At 34.2% G+C, this 20,012-nt stretch carries 23 protein-coding genes, 1 pseudogene and 1 riboswitch; of the genes and pseudogenes, 7 read left to right on the plus strand and 17 right to left on the minus strand.

Annotated elements, in window-relative coordinates:
* The first annotated feature begins 78 nt into the window (after window positions 1-78).
* Complete coding sequence (locus LKE46_RS12775) at window positions 79-327, plus strand: hypothetical protein (protein ID WP_291722931.1); 249 nt, start codon at window positions 79-81, stop codon at window positions 325-327.
* A 278-nt stretch (window positions 328-605) separates the two neighbouring features.
* On the opposite strand, the gene LKE46_RS12780 is transcribed toward LKE46_RS12775, so the two are convergent.
* The 3 genes and pseudogenes from LKE46_RS12780 to LKE46_RS12790 form a co-directional block, all read right to left on the minus strand.
* Window positions 606-1,631: an Rpn family recombination-promoting nuclease/putative transposase gene (locus LKE46_RS12780; protein WP_291722934.1), complete on the minus strand. Its 1,026-nt coding sequence runs from the start codon at window positions 1,629-1,631 to the stop codon at window positions 606-608.
* 246 nt (window positions 1,632-1,877) lie between these two features.
* Window positions 1,878-3,072 (minus strand): annotated as a pseudogene (locus tag LKE46_RS12785) (MFS transporter).
* 77 nt (window positions 3,073-3,149) lie between these two features.
* Complete coding sequence (locus LKE46_RS12790) at window positions 3,150-3,551, minus strand: MerR family transcriptional regulator (RefSeq protein ID WP_291722937.1); 402 nt, start codon at window positions 3,549-3,551, stop codon at window positions 3,150-3,152.
* Between the two features lie 211 nt (window positions 3,552-3,762).
* On the opposite strand from LKE46_RS12790, the gene LKE46_RS12795 reads away from it, so the two are divergent.
* Together LKE46_RS12795 and LKE46_RS12800 are read left to right on the plus strand one after the other, a co-directional pair.
* On the plus strand, window positions 3,763-4,242 hold the full coding sequence (locus LKE46_RS12795) for a MarR family transcriptional regulator (protein WP_291722939.1): 480 nt from the start codon (window positions 3,763-3,765) through the stop codon (window positions 4,240-4,242).
* 59 nt (window positions 4,243-4,301) lie between these two features.
* Entirely contained in the window at window positions 4,302-4,880 is a 579-nt protein-coding gene (locus LKE46_RS12800; protein WP_291722944.1) for a flavodoxin family protein, read from the plus strand.
* Between the two features lie 177 nt (window positions 4,881-5,057).
* Here the strand turns inward: LKE46_RS12800 and LKE46_RS12805 are convergent, their stop codons facing one another.
* From LKE46_RS12805 to LKE46_RS12825, 5 genes are all read right to left on the minus strand, one after another.
* Window positions 5,058-5,801, minus strand: a complete 744-nt coding sequence (locus LKE46_RS12805) for an undecaprenyl-diphosphate phosphatase (protein WP_291725695.1) — start codon at window positions 5,799-5,801, stop codon at window positions 5,058-5,060.
* A 4-nt stretch (window positions 5,802-5,805) separates the two neighbouring features.
* Window positions 5,806-6,444, minus strand: coding sequence for a DedA family protein (locus LKE46_RS12810; RefSeq protein ID WP_291722947.1), 639 nt, complete (start codon window positions 6,442-6,444; stop codon window positions 5,806-5,808).
* 156 nt (window positions 6,445-6,600) lie between these two features.
* On the minus strand, window positions 6,601-7,998 hold the full coding sequence (locus LKE46_RS12815) for a sensor histidine kinase (protein WP_291722949.1): 1,398 nt from the start codon (window positions 7,996-7,998) through the stop codon (window positions 6,601-6,603).
* Between the two features lie 3 nt (window positions 7,999-8,001).
* Window positions 8,002-8,682 carry a response regulator transcription factor gene (locus tag LKE46_RS12820; protein ID WP_291722954.1) on the minus strand — a complete coding sequence of 227 codons (681 nt, stop codon included), beginning with the start codon at window positions 8,680-8,682 and terminating at the stop codon, window positions 8,002-8,004.
* 169 nt (window positions 8,683-8,851) lie between these two features.
* The gene (locus LKE46_RS12825; RefSeq protein WP_291722957.1) at window positions 8,852-9,352 is read right to left on the minus strand and encodes a hypothetical protein; all 501 of its coding nucleotides are present in this window, start codon (window positions 9,350-9,352) and stop codon (window positions 8,852-8,854) included.
* A gap of 171 nt (window positions 9,353-9,523) precedes the next feature.
* On the opposite strand from LKE46_RS12825, the gene LKE46_RS12830 reads away from it, so the two are divergent.
* On the plus strand, window positions 9,524-9,820 hold the full coding sequence (locus LKE46_RS12830; RefSeq protein WP_291722960.1) for a FlxA-like family protein: 297 nt from the start codon (window positions 9,524-9,526) through the stop codon (window positions 9,818-9,820).
* A 67-nt stretch (window positions 9,821-9,887) separates the two neighbouring features.
* Window positions 9,888-10,421 (plus strand): hypothetical protein, encoded by a 534-nt coding sequence (locus tag LKE46_RS12835; protein WP_291722963.1) that lies wholly within the window; start codon window positions 9,888-9,890, stop codon window positions 10,419-10,421.
* Between the two features lie 76 nt (window positions 10,422-10,497).
* Here the strand turns inward: LKE46_RS12835 and LKE46_RS12840 are convergent, their stop codons facing one another.
* The 8 genes from LKE46_RS12840 to LKE46_RS12875 all read right to left on the minus strand — a co-directional run bounded on the left by LKE46_RS12840 (window position 10,498) and on the right by LKE46_RS12875 (window position 17,571).
* A complete protein-coding gene (locus tag LKE46_RS12840; protein ID WP_291722966.1) occupies window positions 10,498-11,631 on the minus strand; it encodes a DUF362 domain-containing protein in 1,134 nt (377 codons plus the stop codon).
* A 118-nt stretch (window positions 11,632-11,749) separates the two neighbouring features.
* On the minus strand, window positions 11,750-11,884 hold the full coding sequence (locus LKE46_RS12845) for a hypothetical protein (protein ID WP_291722968.1): 135 nt from the start codon (window positions 11,882-11,884) through the stop codon (window positions 11,750-11,752).
* A gap of 91 nt (window positions 11,885-11,975) precedes the next feature.
* Window positions 11,976-12,416 carry a hypothetical protein gene (locus LKE46_RS12850; protein ID WP_291722972.1) on the minus strand — a complete coding sequence of 147 codons (441 nt, stop codon included), beginning with the start codon at window positions 12,414-12,416 and terminating at the stop codon, window positions 11,976-11,978.
* A gap of 66 nt (window positions 12,417-12,482) precedes the next feature.
* Window positions 12,483-13,481 (minus strand): ABC transporter substrate-binding protein, encoded by a 999-nt coding sequence (locus LKE46_RS12855; protein WP_291722975.1) that lies wholly within the window; start codon window positions 13,479-13,481, stop codon window positions 12,483-12,485.
* A gap of 31 nt (window positions 13,482-13,512) precedes the next feature.
* Window positions 13,513-14,712 carry a threonine synthase gene (locus LKE46_RS12860; protein WP_291722978.1) on the minus strand — a complete coding sequence of 400 codons (1,200 nt, stop codon included), beginning with the start codon at window positions 14,710-14,712 and terminating at the stop codon, window positions 13,513-13,515.
* A gap of 28 nt (window positions 14,713-14,740) precedes the next feature.
* Window positions 14,741-15,931 carry a threonine synthase gene (locus tag LKE46_RS12865; RefSeq protein ID WP_291722981.1) on the minus strand — a complete coding sequence of 397 codons (1,191 nt, stop codon included), beginning with the start codon at window positions 15,929-15,931 and terminating at the stop codon, window positions 14,741-14,743.
* 31 nt (window positions 15,932-15,962) lie between these two features.
* Complete coding sequence (locus LKE46_RS12870) at window positions 15,963-16,754, minus strand: ABC transporter ATP-binding protein (RefSeq protein ID WP_291722984.1); 792 nt, start codon at window positions 16,752-16,754, stop codon at window positions 15,963-15,965.
* Between the two features lie 28 nt (window positions 16,755-16,782).
* Window positions 16,783-17,571 (minus strand): ABC transporter permease, encoded by a 789-nt coding sequence (locus LKE46_RS12875; protein ID WP_291722987.1) that lies wholly within the window; start codon window positions 17,569-17,571, stop codon window positions 16,783-16,785.
* 98 nt (window positions 17,572-17,669) lie between these two features.
* Window positions 17,670-17,784, minus strand: a riboswitch (SAM riboswitch).
* 401 nt (window positions 17,785-18,185) lie between these two features.
* Between LKE46_RS12875 and LKE46_RS12880 the strand changes: the two genes are divergently transcribed.
* Window positions 18,186-19,046 (plus strand): LysR family transcriptional regulator, encoded by an 861-nt coding sequence (locus LKE46_RS12880; protein ID WP_291722990.1) that lies wholly within the window; start codon window positions 18,186-18,188, stop codon window positions 19,044-19,046.
* 96 nt (window positions 19,047-19,142) lie between these two features.
* Here the strand turns inward: LKE46_RS12880 and LKE46_RS12885 are convergent, their stop codons facing one another.
* Entirely contained in the window at window positions 19,143-19,316 is a 174-nt protein-coding gene (locus LKE46_RS12885; protein ID WP_291722993.1) for an aspartyl-phosphate phosphatase Spo0E family protein, read from the minus strand.
* A gap of 207 nt (window positions 19,317-19,523) precedes the next feature.
* Here LKE46_RS12885 and LKE46_RS12890 point away from each other — a divergent pair, with 207 nt between their 5' ends.
* Window positions 19,524-20,012 carry a MarR family winged helix-turn-helix transcriptional regulator gene (locus LKE46_RS12890; RefSeq protein WP_291722996.1) on the plus strand — a complete coding sequence of 163 codons (489 nt, stop codon included), beginning with the start codon at window positions 19,524-19,526 and terminating at the stop codon, window positions 20,010-20,012.

Consider the following 20,012-nt stretch of genomic DNA (forward strand, 5'->3'; position numbering starts at 1 on the left):
GAGGAGATTTCATTACTAGATATATCATATAAAGGGCAGCAGGGGATAGAAAAACAAATTAAACATTTTAAAGATAAAATGTTTAATGAAAAAGCAACTAATCCAATTACTATAGAAATAATTGGAGATGATTGCAGATGCATAGTTGGAGTTTTATACTGGTATTATTATAGTGCTGAACAAGTTAAAGACGCAGTAAGAAAAAATAAATTTTATGATATTCTCAAGGGGCAGAGAGATGAGATTTATATACTAGGAATAGAAATAGATTCGCATAACAATTATTCATGTGGATTTATTGATAAAATTAGTTTGAAAAATCTATAAAGTAAATCTGAAAAATGTAGTGAATTTCAAAGGTAACGCTTCGCCTCACCAAATTTACCACTTTCCACAAATTGTTTTTTGAAAATACCAAAAAAGACAGTACTACAACAAACAGTACCGCCTGCAGTTAAAATCTTATATATTTCATTTAACTAATTACCATTAATATTCAGACAAAATGACTGAAATACTTATTGCCATGCATGTTCTTGTATTTGAATACATAAAAATAACCGTACCTTGATTCGATTCATACAAATCCAGATACATCCCAATTTCTAAAAATATTTCTCAAGTTGTTCCATCTTATCAATATCAAATATATCTGTAGCTATAACATCCAAAGTTTCATCCGGCAAATTGCTTATTTTATCAGCATACCCATCAGGAAGATTTTTGAACTTCTTTATAAGTATTTTAATAATCAGTTCTGATTTACCCTCTTTTCTGCCCTCTTTTCTTCCTTGCTTTCTACCTTCCTCAAGTCCTGTCTTTTTACCTTCCCTTATAATATTATCTATAGTTTTTCCCAGATTAGATACCATGGAATCCACCTCCTCCTGGCCTGATTTTTCTAATATTTCCTCTATTTTTATTTTAGATTCACTGTCTAATCTTGGCCTCATTATGCCTTTTAACCATGTCTTTAATATATCAAATTGCTCAGGAGTTATCTTCTTCAACACATATGCAGTCAGCCTGAGTCTCCTGATAAGATCCTCCCTGCTTATTTCCTTGTCAAGCAAAAATACTGTAGAGACCATATTTGCCATATTTTCAAGATACCTTTCATCATATCTATAAATATCAAACAGCATATACCTGAAATCTACTACATTTTCTTCAAAAAGTTTGCTGCCGCTCAATACATCTTTAAAATTTCTATAAGCAGTCCATGTGTTCTTTCCGTTATAAAGCACCATTGGAATAATTGAAGGGAGCTTGAAGTCTTTTTTTCTTCTGTCATTTCTGGGAGTATTTTTCAATATCTCCCTCCATATCTCCACTATATAAAACAGCAGTCTCATTGGCATTCTATAATCTACACTTGACTGAAACTCAAGCAGTATATAAAATATTACATCCTGACCCTGTACATTTACCCTATACACTATATCTGATTCCTCTTCGCTGAAATCTTCAAGTATATACGACTTGTCAATTAACATCAAATCTTCACTTTTTATTAAATTAACCCAGTCCTTTTTGACAAAACCATGCAGCAGTTCCAGAAATGTTTCCTTGTGAGAAAATATATACTTGTAGCCTACGTCATGTTCATGATGGACTCTATCTTCCGGCATATCATCTTCCTCCTAATAACATCTTACTTTATTATTAGTATTTACCAGAACATAGGTTCTTATTCATTAAAAACATGTTTATTATATACATTTTATCAAAATATTTTGTGTTGGTCTATTCATTCTTCATAAATGAGATGCATAAATTGTTTTTGACACAGTTTTTAAGAAATAGTATAATCATTTCATTTAGTTGTTTTATTAATTGTAACTAAAATATAAATTCAGTTAATAACTTACATTTTTTTATCCATGTTTTATACCTAATATATGAATTATCACTGCAATTATTTGAAAGATTATTCCAATAGAACATACTCCAGTCCATCCCCAAAATCCCCAAAAGAACGTCCCTAAAAATGAACCCAAAGCACCACCACAAAAGTAAAAAGTCATGTATACGGCATTATTACGATTACGAGCTGTGGCATCTAAATCATTAATACGAGCTTGATTGGAAACTTGACCAGATTGAATACCTAAATCAAGTAATACTACTCCAATAATCAGTCCCCACATTTGGTATCCAAAAAATAAAAAACAAATATATGATAAAGCAGAGATTGAAATAGCTATAGATAAGGTGAAACGAGGATTTCTTTTATCAGCAATTCTTCCTACTACAGAAGCAGCTAAAGCTCCTATAATTCCTACTAATCCAAATATTCCTGCAGTTTGAGCACCTAAATTGTATACAGGTGATTTAAGGAAAAAAGAAAGTGTAGTCCAAAAAGCACTAAAAGTAGCAAACATCATTGCACCAATTAGTGATGTTTCCTGTAAAGTTGGCTGAGTTCGTAATAGGACAAAAAGAGATTTAAGTAATTTTCTATAACTCATTACTGTATTAGGGACAGATTTTGGAAAACATAAATTGAATATAAGGATCAGTAATATCATCATTGCAGCAGCTATTCTGTAAACATCTTGCCATCCTAAAATGGATCCTATGATTCCGCTAAACATACGAGATAATAAAATACCGATTAATAGCCCACTCATGGACATTCCCAATTACTTGACCCCTTTTTACTGGTTTTGCTAAATGAGCTGCCAGCGCAACAATTAACATCGGAGTAATAGAAGTTATTCCAACGAGTAAAGAACTAACTGACAACCACCATACATTTGTAGAAAATGAGAGACTGAATAGTGCTGTTGCCGAACAAAATAGCATAATCATTATTAAGCTACGGCGTTCTTTAATGTCTCCTAATGGAACTAGAAAAACTAATCCCAACGCATAACCAATTTGAATCATCATAGCTGTAATTCCGATCGTTGCCGACGGTACATTAAAGAATCTAGAAAGTTCTTCTAATAAAGGCTGAGAATAATACAAGTTAGCCACAGTAACTCCACTGGCTATTGACATTAGTACAATTAAAAAACGGCTAATCTCAAGTTCTTTAGATATAGTCATATTTGTATTCTGATTCATAAAGATCAATCCTCCAATTATATAATATACATTTTACGTAAACGTAAGGTTTTAATTAAAAAATACTTTCAAATTTTCTACTTTTTATTTTTATTTTCTATTTTAGAATTCTTAATAATTGATTCTATCCTGAAAATACTTGCTTGGCTTTCTGTTTTAAACATATTTAATTCTTCTATTTTTTCTTCTGCTGCTGCAATATGATTTCTTAAAATTTCAACTACCTGACGTTTACCTTCTAGAAGTTGAGCATCAGTAAAATACAATTCAATGACTTTACCTATTTCTTCTAAAGTAAGTCCTAGATCTTTCAACATCTGTATTTTCTTTAAGCGTTTAATATCATCATTATCAAACAATCGAGATTGTCCGCGAGATCTATTCTTTCTAGTTCCTAATAAGCCAAGTCCTTCATAATATCGAATTGTTCGAGTCGTTAAATTGGTAAGTTTAGCGATTTCACCAATTTTATAGCTCATATATTTCGCCCCTTTATTTAACGTTAACGTTAAAATTATAATATCATATACTCTTTAGTTAGTCAACTTCTTATTTGTCATATTAAGCTCGTAATATAGGCAGTCATAAGAATTTCGACACATTTGCACATCCAATCGTCATACTATTGTTGACTAGGAAACTAAATAGTTATATAATACGATTAAGCGCCAACAGATTGGAGGAAAAGCAATGAGCAAGGAAGAACAGGCAATGAGAGGATTATGGGACATATTTAAAAAGAGAATATGGCTTGATAGCCTTAAGATGAAAGACAGGCTTAAGGGTTATAATCCGTCTGAAATACATTGTATAGCTTATATCGGAGAAGATGAAGCCTCCAACGTAACAAAGCTTGCGGAATCCTTTGGGATGACCAGAGGTGCCATAAGCAAACTAACTAAGAAGCTTATAAAGAAGGGGCTTATAGAAAGCTATCAGAAGCCCAATAACAATAAAGAAGTCTATTTTAAGCTCACCGAGCAAGGAAAAGTAATTTATGACGTCCATGAGGAAATACACAGAGAGTTTACTGATAGAGATCAACCCTTTTTCGAGCAGGTAACCGAAGAACAGCTTGATGTTATACTTGACTTCGCGGAGAAATATAATGTTCATTTGAACGCGGAAATAAATAAATTGGGTGTAGATATGAAATCTGACAACCTATAGAATGCTAAACCGGCTATGTTGACAAGGAAACAAACCCAATATATAAAGGAGGAAAAATCATGAATATCATCGGAATTATCGCAAGTCAGCGTAAAGAAGGCAATACTACCTTTATCGTAAACAAAATACTCGAAGGTGCGAAGAAACAGGGTGCCAAAACAAACACCTTCAGTTTCAGCAATCTTGATATCAAACCGTGCCAGGGTTGTTGGGCCTGTCACAAGGGCGATCAGGGCTGTGTTGTCAAAGACGACATGCAGAAAATTTATAATGCGCTTGTGCATGCAGATGCCATTGTTTTAGGTTTACCGATTTATATGGGTCAGATGAGTGCCCAGGGGAAGATATTCACCGATAGGCTTTTTGCACGGTTTTCCCCGCGATTCTCTCCATTTTTCAAGGAAAATGCCGTGAAACAAAAGCTGATCCTTTCATTTAATCAGGGTAATCCGGATGCTGGCCTGTTCAAATCGTATATTGATTATACGAAACACATATTCGAAGTGCTGGAATTTGATGTTAAAGAAGTACCTGTCGTTACCGGTTTGCGAAATGGACCAGCGCATGAAAGAGATGATCTGCGCACGAGCTTGATGGATTTTGGTTCAGCGTTGGTTTTGGAAGAATACCAAAAATAGTTTGGTATCTATTGTCTATGAGAGGCACCGTATAAAACTGAATGGATCTCCTTTAATCCACACTGAACCTTTATTCTCGGTATAATTTCCCCAATTTTATCGGTAGTTCATTTGGAATCAGCAGATTCAATAAAATTCAGAAATTTTTCATACTTATGTATACAGATCCTTATATATTTATTTCGCAACATATATGATATTCAAATACGATAATATCAACACTAATATTCCTACAAATATCCTATATACTGCAAAAACTTTCATAGGCTTTTTCTTCAAAAATCCTATGAACTTATCCACAACCACCAGTGCCACTAAAAATGAAATTATAAATCCTATAGCAAGTCCAATTATCTGAATGGAGTTCATGGATATTTGAACTTTTATGAGAGACCAGCCGGACGCAGCTATCATAGTAGGTATTGCCAGGAAAAACGAAAATTCCGCTGCCGCTACATTGGTAAGCCCGCTTACCCAGCCTCCGATTATGGTAGAAGCCGATCTGGACATTCCCGGCCATAGTGACAGACACTGGAAACACCCAATTTTAAATGCCTGTACAATATTTACATCTTCAATTTTTACGGTACTGTTCCCTTTTCTATATTTATTCTCCATGTATATCATGAGTACACCTCCGAATACAAGAGCACAGGAAACAGTAATGGGATTGAACAATTTTTCCTGAACAATATCATTAAGAAGAACTCCAATAACTGCCGAAGGTATAAAAGCAATTAAAATGCTTGTCCAAAGCTTGAAACCCCACTTTCCGGGCATAAGATTTTTAAGAGAATTAAATATCTTTTCCCGGTAAAGGACCACTATAGCTAATATTGCTCCAAGCTGAATCACGACTTCAAGCATGTCTATGTAAGCATTGTTATAGACATGTACATTTTCTAGCCACTCCTTTTCAATTAATTCATACCATGCTTTTTTCCCTGACAAATGTAATAACAGCAGGAATAAGCGAAATTATTATAATGCATATTACAACATAAGAAAAATTCTGCTTTACAATAGGTAAACTCCCAAAAAAATATCCTCCACATAAAAATAAAAACACCCATAAAAATCCACCTATCATATTATAAGTTATAAACTTTGTGTAACTCATTTCTCCAATTCCAGCTATAAATGGTATGAAGGTCCTTATTATTGGAATAAACCTTCCCATCACTATCGCCATAGAGCCATGTTTTTCATAAAACTTATGTGCCTTGTGGATATAATCCTTATTTACCCATTTAACATTCTTCTTGCTTAAAATATCATTTCCTACTTTTTTGCCTGCACAATAATTAACTGTATCACCTATTACAGCTGCCAAAAAAAATATAATAAATAATGTAAAGATCTCCATTATTCCTTCTGAAGCAATAGCCCCAGCTGCAAAAATAATAGAGTCACCAGGTAAAAATGGTGTAACCACCAGACCTGTTTCACAAAATACAATGAAAAATACTATAATATATGACAGAGCCCCGTAATTTTGTACTATACCATTTAAGTATTTATCAATATGAAGTACAATGTTGATTAAATTTGCAATATTATTCATAGCTGGTCTCCTTTTCGTCCAAAATCTAAATACTTTCATAATAACACCACATATGTTATACGTTCAAAATTAGAAATGGATTAAAAAAAGATTAAAATTGAAAAAAATCTTACCTTCTCAATCTTAATCTTTTCACATACATTACACGTATTCAGTTTATTTTTCATTTTTTATAACATCGTCTGGCATACATACAATATCCAGAATCACAATTATTTTGGTACCTTTTCCCTCTTCACTTTCAATGTCAATTTTTCCATTATACATATACACAATTTGTTTGGCAATAGATAATCCCAGTCCACTTCCACCAGTGTCTCTAGATCTGGATTTATCTACACAATAAAATCTATCGAATATTTTATGAATTTCATTTTTCGGAATTCCTATGCCGGTATCGCTTACCGATATGCTAACGCATTTCCCTAATTTAACGAAACTTATATCTATTTTCCCGTTCTCTGGAGTAAATTTTACACTATTATCTACAATTATTCTAACCAGCTGCTTTATAAGCTTATAATCTGCAATAACCTGCACATTTTCATTATGAGTGTTTGACACTGTATGTTTTTTATCTATCATTCTAGTCTCATCAATAATTTCATCCATTAATCCATTGAGATAGAAAATATTTTTCTCCATTTTGGGGGAATTATTGTCACTGCGAGCCAAAAAAAGTAATTTTTCTACTAATTCTCCCATATTATGTGATTCGGATTTAATGGCTTCAATAGATTTATCAAGAGCTTCTCTGTCATTTTTCCCCCATCTATCCAGAAGATTGGCATATCCCTGAATTATAGCTATTGGTGTTCTGAGTTCATGGGATGCATCTGAAACAAATTGTACCTGCCTGTTAAAAGATGTCTGAAGCCTGTCAATCATATTATTCAACGTGTTTGCCAGTCTTTTAAGTTCATCGTTAGGTCCTTTTATACTTATTCTTTCTTTTAAATTGTTTATGCTTATTTCATCTGCAGTTTTTGTAATATTGTCAATTGGATTAAGCATTTTTTTACTTATAATATACCCCAACAAGATAGATAAGGCTATTCCAAATAGATCCGCTGCAGCCATGAAAAAAAATAATATCTTCAAAAAATCATATTCATTATCCATGTCTTTAATTATCTGTATATATAGAGTCCCATAGGTATTATCCAATATTTTAGTATTTAAATAAGCAAAATGCTTTTCCTGCTTTTCTATATGTTTTACTTTACCATAGGGTTCAGAAATTTTCAGATCATAGTTAAATTTATCTGATATATTTATTGTTCTCCCATTTTTATCTATTATTTTTATATATATATTTTCATTTGGCATTATATCAGAAAACAGTTTATTACTTGAGAGCTGTTTCAATTTCAATCTGTCGAATATTATTTGATTCACATCCTCCAAACGCTTATCTGCCTGATTATACATGTAGCGCCTTACTCCATGCAATACATAAGCATTGGATACTGCAAGCATTATGGAAAGCATAAAAGCAAATATTCCAGTTAATTTGATAGATATCTTTGCATTTCTTATAATACTTAAGTTCATAGCCTAGTCTCCTTTTATTGTATATCCAACTCCCCTTATAGTTATGATTAACTTATTTTCAAATCCATCATCGATTTTACTTCTAAGATACCTTATAAAAACACTGACCACATTGGTGTCATTAAAATAATCATATCCCCAGACTTTATCCATCAACTGATCTCTTGTCATAACTACATTTTTATTGACTAAAAGGGTCTCCAAAAGATCATATTCCTTTTTAGTAAGTTCAATGTACCTTCCATTTCTTGTTACTTCATGGGTTCTAGTATTCATTACGAGATCATCTACTTCATATTTATGGTTCTCTGAGTTTTCATCATTATTTCTTCTTATGACACGTATCCTGGCTAAAAGCTCTTCTATGGCAAATGGTTTTGTAATATAATCGTTAGCTCCTGTATCAAGCCCCATTACCTTATCTATTACATCATCTTTGGCAGTTATCATTATGATTGGTACTTTCGAAAACTGCCTTACTCTCCTGCAAAGCTCCATTCCATTTAATCCAGGGAGCATTATATCCAAAAGTATCAGATTATAGCTTTCATTTTGTATTTTTCTAAGTCCATCTTTTCCATTATATTCAGCATCAGTATCATATCCTTCATGATTGAGTTCCATTTGAAGAAACATTGACATTTTTTTTTCATCCTCAATTACAAGTATTCTATAGTTTTTCAAAAAATCACCTCAACTCAAGTATAAGTTATTAATAGCACTTTTATTAAAAAATACGTCATCAAGATTAAAATCAGATTAAAACAATACCAATTTTTTTAAAAAGACAATCCTTACTTTTTTGCACAAAAAATAAAGCCCCTTTTTGGGGGCAATAATGACTCTTTCTCTCTCACGCTATAGATTTAACTTGATAATATGCCAACTTATGTGTAATTACTTTATCACTTATCTTATCGCCATTAAATTGCACAATATCCACTCTGTGCTTACCAGCTTTAAGATTATTATCTTTCAAATTAATAGTTGCACTGTTATCTGAAAGCTGTTCTTTTGTATTTAGAACTCCATCTACGAATATATAACTCAGATGTTTCCCATCGAAATTCCTGGTATTTACACTGGCTTGCAAAAGCTTGGTATCTTTTTTAGCATATATTGTAGGGACTTCTTCTTTCTCAGATGTTCCAGATGAGGTTGTTATATAAAAAGTACCTGTTCCCATATCTGCTTCTTTAATGTCTTCTGGAATTTTAGTTAAATCATTCTTAACCTGCTTAGGAGCATTTTCCGCCTTATTTTTTATCTCATTTGCCTGCTTTTGACTTCCACATGCACCCAGACCCAATGTCATAAGAAGGGTCAATATAACTACTGAAATCCTCTTTATCATAATATGCATCTCCTTAAAATAAATTTAAATACATTGTTATTTTTCACATTTTCAAAAATAATATTAATTTTAGGGAAAATTAAATTTGTTAAGCCAAGTACATACTTTAAGAAAATATTAAGGAAACGGATTTAGAATTATAGTAAAAATACTGAAAGGAGGTTCTTTACAATGAGTATTTCTGCAATTTCATCTTCAACAGCTATTGGAATATCATCGAACAATAATTCAACTAACATTCAAAAAGAAATAGAAAATATCCAAGAACAGATAAAGCAAGAAGAAGCAAGTAAAGATAATGATGAAACAAAGAAAAACAGAATTCAACAATTAGAGAACAGACTGCAACAGCTTCAGTCGCAGCTTAATCAAAACCAAAAAGGACAGACACAAGAAAAAGAAGACACAAAGATTATTGATGATAATAATACTGCTAATTCCAATAATATAATCAATTCATATGCATAAACTCAATAGCCATGGCAGGGGGCTCACAATACCTTGTAAACTGTATATATAAAAAGGAAGTGTAATTATGTCCAATGATATTAGTTCATTAATTCCATATCTCTACAGCATAAACTCAAATAATCAAGTTTCCCAAAACCCGCTTTTGATTTCAGATGATGATTCAGATACAGATGATTCAATTTCAAATTTAGGGCTTGATTCAATCCAACTCAGCCCCGAAGCATTGAGCACCTTAAATTCACTGCAGGCTTCCAATAACAATAATATATTCAATTCCACTCTAGATAGTTTAGTAGAAAACAATACTATTACTCAAGATCAGGAAGCTGCTATTAAAAATACTCTTTACTCATTGAATACTGTTTCTTCAACTTCTTCAACATATTCAAATACCATCTCACAATCACCATTGGATAAACTGGTATCAAGTAATATTATTACTCAAGATCAGGAAGATTCCATTAAAAACGCCTTATTATCTTCCCGTAATGAGGAAATACAAAAACAAGCCAAATTAATATCCGAAAATCCTATATTATCAAATAATCCTGAGTTATATTTAAATTCAAGTTTATATCAGCAGAACAATAATTTATAGGAATGATAAAATCATTGGAGTGTTGTAAAACCATCTTAAGGTAGTTTTACAACACTCCTTTTTTCATACACTTAGTTCATTTGATTACGATCATCTCATAGTCTCGAGTACCTAAACCGATTTTCTCTGCATGATCCAAGCAGCTGCGCCATTCGGATTCAGGTGTAGAATTGATGAAGTGATCATGATTATCAACAAAATCCGGCTTTGACATATTGTCAGACAATTGGCTTCCAGGAAGCGGTGCAGCTTTCAAACAGGCATCTGCACAGGCTTGATCCAGTGCCAACGGGTCAAAAGACGCAAACATGCCCAGATTAGGGAGGATAGGTGTGTCGTTTTCTCCGTGACAGTCACAATTTGGTGATACATCCACCACCAGGGAAATATGAAAACTAGGGCGACCATCTACTACCGCTTTAGTATACTCCGCCATACGACAGTTCAACAGCTCATTGGCAGCATCATTGTCAAATACAATAGCATCGAAATTACACGCACCCAGGCATCGACCACAGCCAACACAATTCTCGTGATTGACTATCATCTTTTTGCTGGCATCATCAAACTCCAGACCGCCATTGGCACATTCCTGCTGACATCTGCGGCATCCCCTGCACAGTGCCTTATCGATATGTGGCTTGCCACTGCTGTGCTGGTCTGTTTTCCCGGCACGAGAACCGCAGCCCATACCGATATTTTTGATGGCACCTCCAAAGCCGGTCATTTCGTGTCCCTTGAAATGTGTCAAACTAATGAACACATCCGCATCCATAATGACACGTCCGATTCTGGCTTCTTTTACATATTCACCTCCTGCTACAGGTACTGCAATATCGTCGGTACCCTTCAGTCCGTCCCCAATCAGAACAGGACATCCTACAGTCAGTGGTGTAAAACCATTCTCCCATGCACATTCTAAATGTTCCAGAGCATTTTTTCGGCTGCCTGGATACATGGTGTTACAATCAGTTAAAAAAGGCTTGCCGCCTAATTCCTTCACCACATCAGTCACGGCCCTGGCATAATTTGGACGCAGATAGCTGATGTTCCCCAATTCACCAAAATGCATCTTGATAGCAACGAACTTTCCATCCATGTCGATCTGCCCAATACCCGCCTTTTTAATTAATTTTTTAAGCTTGGTAGGCAGTCCGTCTCCGAAGGCCACCGTGCGGAAATCCGTAAAATAAACTTTTGCTTTTTCCATTTTTCATTCACTCCCGCTTTCAAATCATCGTATACATTAAAAGGAGCGCTGTGATTCATCGTTCCTTGAATAATATTATACTCTCTAGAGTTAACTATAGGTCAATAGTTTGATGAATTTAATTTTTATGTGCAAACTTGGGCTCTCCATTGACAAACTCAATATTTTCAGGGGGAGTCAGGACTTCCAGATTTGGATTTTCAACAGCGTCCTGCAAGAGAGGTTCACTTATAATAATTTTTTCCAGCTCCATTGTATTTTTAATCCATATAATTCACTGTTCTGATTCTCCACACCAATGCAGGTCTTAACCGCTATTTTTATTGCATCTTCTGAATTCGACGCTACCATGGGTATTTTATTTTACACGGCTCACTGTAATTGCTTGTAAAACAGTTTGTATACATAGCCTTAAAATCTATACTGTCAAATAATTTTCTTGTAATAACATCTGATACGCCTATTCCATTGGCATTTCCATTCTCCGTAGCTCCTCCATGGCTTCCCATGGCAGGTACTATAAAGGGCTTCGCCCCTATCTCTTTCAGACAGTCTATGACAGTCTTTGCTATTATATTTATATTGCAGATGCCACGACTTCCTATTCCAAGCGCAATCCTTTTGTTTTTTAAATTGTTTATATATGGTTTAATACCCTGTCTTATTTCAACATCAACATTCTCAATGCATTCATTTTTAAATTTCTGCCTGACTTTAAAAAATCTCGGCAGCTGTATATCTGGAAATTTATCTAAATCAATGGATTCCACATCATACACCTCCATAAATCCAAACTCATTAAAAATATCAACTCATCCACAATTATAGGATGAGTTGATACTTTTGATATATTAATTTATTCCGGCATCTTTCAAGTAAGTCTTGTCTATGAGATCATCCACTTTTACATCTTTCCTGATCGTATTATTCTGTCTCAGAGTTTTAATTGTTGAGGAAAGTGATTTTGTAACCTCGTCAGTCAATCTTATATTGAAATCTTCTTTTGCAAGACCTTTTTGCACAATATTCTTCTTCAATTTGAGTTCCTTGGATATAATATCTGCAGCCTGATCAGGATTCGACTTAGCCCATTTTTCAGTTTTTTCATAGACCTTTAGAACCCTTTTAACAATATCAGAATTCTTTTTGGCAAATTCATTATCGGCTATGATGAAATTTACATCATATTTCAGGTTAGTTCCATCTCCTATCTGATAAGCTGTCTTCTCATCTTCTATTGAAGATGCATATGGCTCCCAAACAAGCCCGGCATCAATATTTTTAGATGAAAATGACGTTTTTATATCAGGTGGTTGTAAATTAACAAGCTGTATATCACTCTGCTTCAATCCCGCTGATTCCAGGTATCTTGCAAGAAGCATATGGGCAGATGAACCAACTGTAACTGCAACTTTCTTGCCTTTCAAATCCTTGGCTGACTTTATATTAGAACCAGTTGCTGCAAGTATGGAGTTCAATTTATACCCTGCTGCATAGACTCCAATAGCCTTTATATCTATGCTATTTGCTCTTGCCTGTATGGCCGGCTGATCTCCAACTTCTCCTATATCAAGCTTCCCACCTGCAAATGCTTCGATCATAGGAGGCCCTGAAACAAAACTTTGAAAATTAATTTTTATATTGTCTTTCTTGAATTCCTGAGTAAACCATCCTTTATTCTTTGCAATAATTAAGAGTGAATGATTTATTCCCGGTTGATAACCTATATTTATTTCTTTTGGTTTCGATGAATCCTCTTTACTGCCTCCTGAACCAGTTGTTTGCCCGCATCCTGAAAGAGCAAACAAACTTATTAAAAATATTGAAATTACAGGAAATATCTTTTTCATATTAAACATCCTCTTAAACATCCTCCTCTTTTTAAATATCTGTATCAATCTCAATTACTGGAAGTTCCTCTTTAACCAAATTAGGGTATTTCAATCCACTACCAGTATTTAAAATTACAACTTTTTCATCCGACTTCAAGAAACCGGTTCCATACAACTTTTCTACTGCAGCAATTAATGACGCTCCTTCAGGACATATGAACAGTCCTTCAGTCTTTGCAAGCAAATTAAGCGAATCAAGAATTTCCGAATCTTTTACTTCAACTGCAGTACCACCACTTTTTCTAATCGCATCAAGCACTATAAAATCTCCCAGAGCTTTTGGAACTCGTATTCCTCCCGCTATGGTATTTGCCGTTTTACAAAACTCCGAATCCTTCCTTCCTTCATTAAATGCCTTTACAATAGGATTGCAGCCTTCTGCCTGAACTGAAATAAGCTTTGGAACCTTGCCCTTTATCCATCCAAGCTCTTTAAGCTCCTGAAAGGCCTTCCATATTCCAATTATTCCTACGCCTCCCCCGGTAGGATAGAGTATGGCATCCGGGAATTCCCAGCCGAAGTACTCGGCGATCTCAAGTCCCATGGTCTTTTTACCTTCTATTCTGTAAGGTTCTTTCAAAGTAGCCGCATCAAACCAGCCATATTTTTTTACTCCCTTGGCTATTATTTTTCCTGCATCAGATATAAGACCCTTTACAAGATAAGTTTTTGAACCGTATATATAAGCTTCTTTCTTGGCAAGATCCGGTGCATCATAAGGCATGGCAACTACAAGTTCTATTCCAGCCTTTGCTGAATATGCCGACCAGGCACCTCCTGCATTTCCAGCTGTTGGCATAGCTATAGTTTTTATTCCAAGTTCTTTTGCCTTTGAAACACCTACAGCAGCTCCCCTTGCCTTAAAAGTACCCGTAGGATTCAATCCTTCATCTTTTATATAGAGATTTTCAATGCCTATTTTCCTCCCTAGTTTTCCAGCCTTAATTACAGGTGTATCACCTTCACCCAGTGTAACTATATTTTCCTCGTTCTTTACAGGCAATAGTTCCTTGAATCTAAACAGTCCCCTTCTTCTGGATTTGAATACATTCCTATCTATATTTTCCTTTATTTTGGAAAGATCATATCTTACAAGTAACGGACCACCGCAGTGACATAAATTATGCGGCTCATCTGTTGAATACCTTTCACCGCATTTTGAACACTCAAGATAACTAACATAACTCATAAATCATTTCTCCTTTATTTGAATATTTTTAAATAGTTTCAATCAACGGAAGCTTCTCATCAATCAAATCAGGATATTTTAAACCACTTCCGGTATTCAAAAGTACAATTTTCCATTCGGGTTTTAAAAATCCGTCTTCAAACAATTTTTTTACTGCTGCAACTAATGCACCTCCTTCAGGGCATACAAGCAGTCCCTCGGTCTTTGCAAGCAAATCAAGTGAATCAAGAATTTCTGAGTCTTTTACTTCAACTGCAGTACCACCGCTTTTTCTGATTGCATCTAAAACCATAAAATCTCCCAGAGCTTTTGGAACTCGTATTCCTCTCGCTATAGTATTTTGATTTTTGCATAATTCTGAAATTTCTTTATTCTCTTTAAATGCTTTTACAATGGGAGCACACCCTTCTGCCTGAACGGCAATAATTTTTGGAACTTTGCCATTTATCCATCCAAGTTCCCTGAGCTCCTGAAAAGCCTTCCATATTCCAATTATTCCTACACCTCCTCCCGTTGGATAGAGTATGGCATCCGGAAATTCCCAGTCGAAGTACTCGGCAATTTCCAGTCCCATAGTCTTTTTTCCCTCTATTCTATAGGGTTCCTTTAGAGTGACCGCCTCAAACCATCCATATTTTTTTATAGCTTTATTTATTATCTTATCTGCATCAGATATAAGACCTTTTACAAGATAAGTTTTTGACCCATATACAAAAGCCTGCTTCTTAGCCAGAACTGCAGCATCATCAGACATGACAACCACGAGTTTGATTCCTGCTCTGGCCGAATACGCTGACCAAGCACTTCCTGCGTTTCCAGAAGTGGACATGGCTATGGTTTTTATTCCAAGTTCTTTTGCTTTTGAAACACCTACAGCAGCACCTCTTGCCTTAAAAGTGCCCGTAGGATTCAATCCTTCATCTTTTATATAGAGATTTTCAGCACCAATTTTTTTTCCCAGCTTTTTAATCTTGATTACAGGTGTATCGCCTTCACCCATTGTAACCATATTTTTTCCCTCTTTTATGGGTAGAAGTTCTCTAAATCTAAAAATACCTTTTCTTCTTGTTTTAAAAACATCTTTATTTATATTTTTCCTTATTTTATCAAGATCATATTGTGCAAGCAGCGGCCCATTGCACCGACATAAGTTCTGCGGTTGATCAGCCGAATATATCTTCCCGCATTTTGAACATTCCAGATACTTTAAATAAGTCATGGGAACAATCTCCTCCATCCAAAATCTTATATTATATGTTATATGAAAATGGATTTTCCACTTTTGTAAAGAACTCATCATATATTTGACTTTTAATACGTGTAAAATCATAGCTGCTTCTGTCTCTGGGCCTAGGTAAACCAACAGGTATAATCTTCTTGACTCTGCCGGGTCTACTGGACAATACAACCACCCTGTCTCCAAGATAAACTGCTTCATCTATATCATGGGTTACAAGTATCATGGTAGTATTTTCCTTCTTCCATATTTTAAGAATTTCCTGCTGCATATTAATGCGTGTCATAGCATCCAGTGCACCAAAAGGCTCATCCAGCAGCAACAGTTTTGGTTTGTTTATAAGTGACCTGGCAATACTTATTCTCTGTTTCATCCCTCCTGATAGCTGGGAAGGATAGGACTTCGCAAAATTAGTTAATTCAACCAGGTCCAACTGTTCATAAACCAGCTTTCTCTTTTCTTCTTTGGACATCTTCTTGCTTATTCCGAATTCTATATTTTTTTCTACTGTAAGCCATGGGAAAAGTCTGGATTCCTGAAACACCATTCCTCTGTCTATTCCAGGACCATCGACAGCCTTACCATAGGAAAGTATATTACCTACATAATCTCTATCCAGACCGACTATTATTCTAAGCAGAGTACTTTTCCCGCATCCACTTGATCCAACAATACTTAAAAACTCTCCCTGTTTAACTGATAAATTTATATTGTTTAAAACATTGAGATCACCACCTTCTTTTTTAAAAGTTTTATTCAAATTTTCTATTTCAATAGCACCTGGTTTCTCCTGTACCACGGACATGATTTCTCAACTCCCTAATTAATCAATCTTAGCTACCTGAATCCCATCTTACAACTAAAATTTGCAGCTTCTTTATTATATAATCTATCAAGAATCCAATTACACCTATTGAAGCAACCCCTACCAGCATTATATCCGGTTGTGATAATTCTCTTGCATAGGATATTGAATATCCTATACCTGAAGTTGCTGCAATTATCTCTGCTGTAATTACACTCATCCATGCACTTCCAATTCCAATGCGCAGGCCTGTAAAAATAGATGGCAGTGCTGATGGAAAAACTATTTTTTCAAGTGTCTCAAGCTTACTTTTTTCTAATATTTCAGAAACTTCCAAATACTTTTTGTCTGCTCCCTTTATTCCATAAATAGTATTTATAAGTATCGGCCAAAAACTTCCGATTACTATTACCGTTATTTTAGAAGCTTCACCTATTCCCATCCATAGTATAAGAACGGGAACCCATGCCACAATAGGAATTGGTCTTAAAAACCCTATAAGCAGGTCAACAGCATTTTCTGCTATTCTGAACAATCCAATGAATATACCACATATTATTCCTAAAGATGCACCTATACAATAGCCTTTTATAACTCTCAGTATACTTATAGACAAATTTCTCGCCAGATCTCCACTTTTAACCATATCTATAAATGCCAGAAATATGGTATGAGGAGACGGTAGTACGGACTGTTTAATAAGTCCTCTATCACTTAAAATTTGCCACAGTATAATAAGTATTATCGGAACTATAAGTGCAATACCTATTCTACCAATAAATTTAATTTTTTTACTAAAGCCGGACTTTACGTTCATCTTTACACACCTCATATTTTGACTTAATTAAGAAAGCTGTTTTTCAAATAAGAAAAACAGCTTGAATTCAATCTAAAACATTTCAAAATCAACTATTTTTCTTATCTCTCAGAATAGTAAATACTCTGCAGGAATTAACACCATTGCATTCTAATGAAAAATGCTGGTTGTCGGGCTTCATAGGGCCAGTCCCTCTGCCTCTCGTGATAAGAGAATATACAGTTTTCAACATATAATTATATATTCCACTTTGTCAATAATCCACTATTAAATTTTCTATAAATTATGCAAATACAAAAAATCCTGTTCTCTTAATGCAGAGGCAGAATTTATCCGCGGTCCCACTCTGTTTACTGTAAATAGATTCTCATACAGCAACTCTATAATTAATGCTCAAGAATGCACTTCAGTTAATTCCGTTCAGGACTTCTCACAGCTTACAAAAATCCCTCTCTTCGAACTTTTCTCAACCTACTCTTCTCCATCATTGCAAATATTTCTTTTATATTTCTTCAACTTTGTGTATTATTATATCAAAGAAAATAATATATTACAAATACCAAAAACATATCTAATTTATAGCTATAAGATATAAATTATGAAGGGTGATTATCATGGATATAAGACAACTCAAGTACTTTCTTACAATAGTAGAAAAGGGAAGTATAACTAAAGCTGCACGACAACTTCACATAGCACAGCCTCCATTAAGTCAGCAGCTCAAACTGCTGGAAAAAGAGCTTGGAATTAAATTGATAGAAAGAAATACAAGAAAGCTGCAAATAACTGATGCGGGAAGGATACTTCAATACCGTTCCAAACAAATTCTTGAACTGACTAAAAATACAAAAAAAGAACTTGAAAATTTAAAGGACGGATTTAAGGGTATACTATCTATAGGTACAGTAGCATCTTCCGGTACTACAATACTGCTGAAAAAATTAAATGATTTTCATGAAAAGTATCCCCACATAAACTTTACTATAAGAGAAAGCAGCACCTCTGAAATTCTCAAACTCCTCAATACAGGAATTATAGAAGTTGGTATAGTATTTACTCCTTTTAATTCTGAAAAGTTTGAATCATTGCTGCTTCCAAGTGAATCAATGGTTGCAGTTGTAAAACAGGGTTCCTATTTTGACAGTCTCAAAAATAAAATCAGTTTAGACGGTTTAATAAACAAGCCGTTGATAGTAGACCACAAATTTAAAGATATGCTAATTTCATCCTGTCATCAAATTGGTTTCGAACCTAGAATACTATGTGAAAATGAAGATGCAAGGTCGGTTTTACTATGGGCTGCTACTGGTATTGGTATAGGTGTGGTTCCAAAATCTGCTTCAGAGCTGATTCCCCGACTAAGTTTAAAATATATTGAAATAAACGAATTATCCCTCAAAACTCGTCCTGCAGTAGTATGGGTTAGAAATAGGTATTTATCCGATATAGCCAAAGACTTTATAAATACATTTTGAATATCTTTAAATATGCTATATTCACAAGTTATCAACATATTATCAACATATATTGTGGATAAGTTTATAAAGAGGAGGTACCTACCTCCCCTTTTTCTACTTGTCTACTTTGTTTTTGATTATCCTGCTATATTCATTTAGCAATGAATCCAACATCTTACTTGCTGCAATTACTTCCGGATTTAATAAATTGTTTTTCTGTTTGACTAAATCATTCAGATGTTTTCTCAATTCCTGCATTTCCAACAGAATATCTTTTATATTAGACATGTTTCTTCCCTCCTTCCCTAATAATTACTATAAAGGAAGAAACATTCTAAAAAATATTAATTTTGTATAAAACAAGATATCTGGGATTCAATAAAATGGACAATTCCAAAAAAGTTTAATTATTTTACTGATAATTTTTCAATTTGTATTGTAATTTTAACGGTAATTGTAGTAGCATTATTATAATAACATTTTTACTATAGGAAGGTGAGTACAATATCACTAATAGAAAATCAGCCTCCATGCCCAGATGATAAACTGTTTTCAATACAGGCGGACAAAATAATAAATATATTCAAAAACATACAGCGATCTTTAACTACAAAGTTCAAAAAAAGTGCAAATAAATATGGCTTTACAGTGCCGCAGCTTTCGGTTATATTTCATTTGTACAAAATGCCTTATGTAACCTTGAATGAATTAAGCGAATGCATGATGCTTACTAAAAGTACTGTTTCAGGCATAATAGACAGGCTTGAAAAGCAGGGCATAGTAATCAGGGAAATCCCTGAAGACAATCGCAGAATTGTCAGGCTTTCTCTTTCCAACGATTTCAAAGAAAAACATGATATTTCCTCTATGAAAAAGGAATTCATTTCCGATTGTATTCTTGACATTATAAAAGATATGGGACCCGTGGAAACAGACAATTTCATTTCTTCATTGGAACACTTTAATTCACTTATAAAAAAATAG

The sequence above is a fragment of the Clostridium sp. genome (genome assembly GCF_022482905.1).
In the GTDB taxonomy this organism is placed as follows: domain Bacteria; phylum Bacillota; class Clostridia; order Clostridiales; family Clostridiaceae; genus Clostridium_B.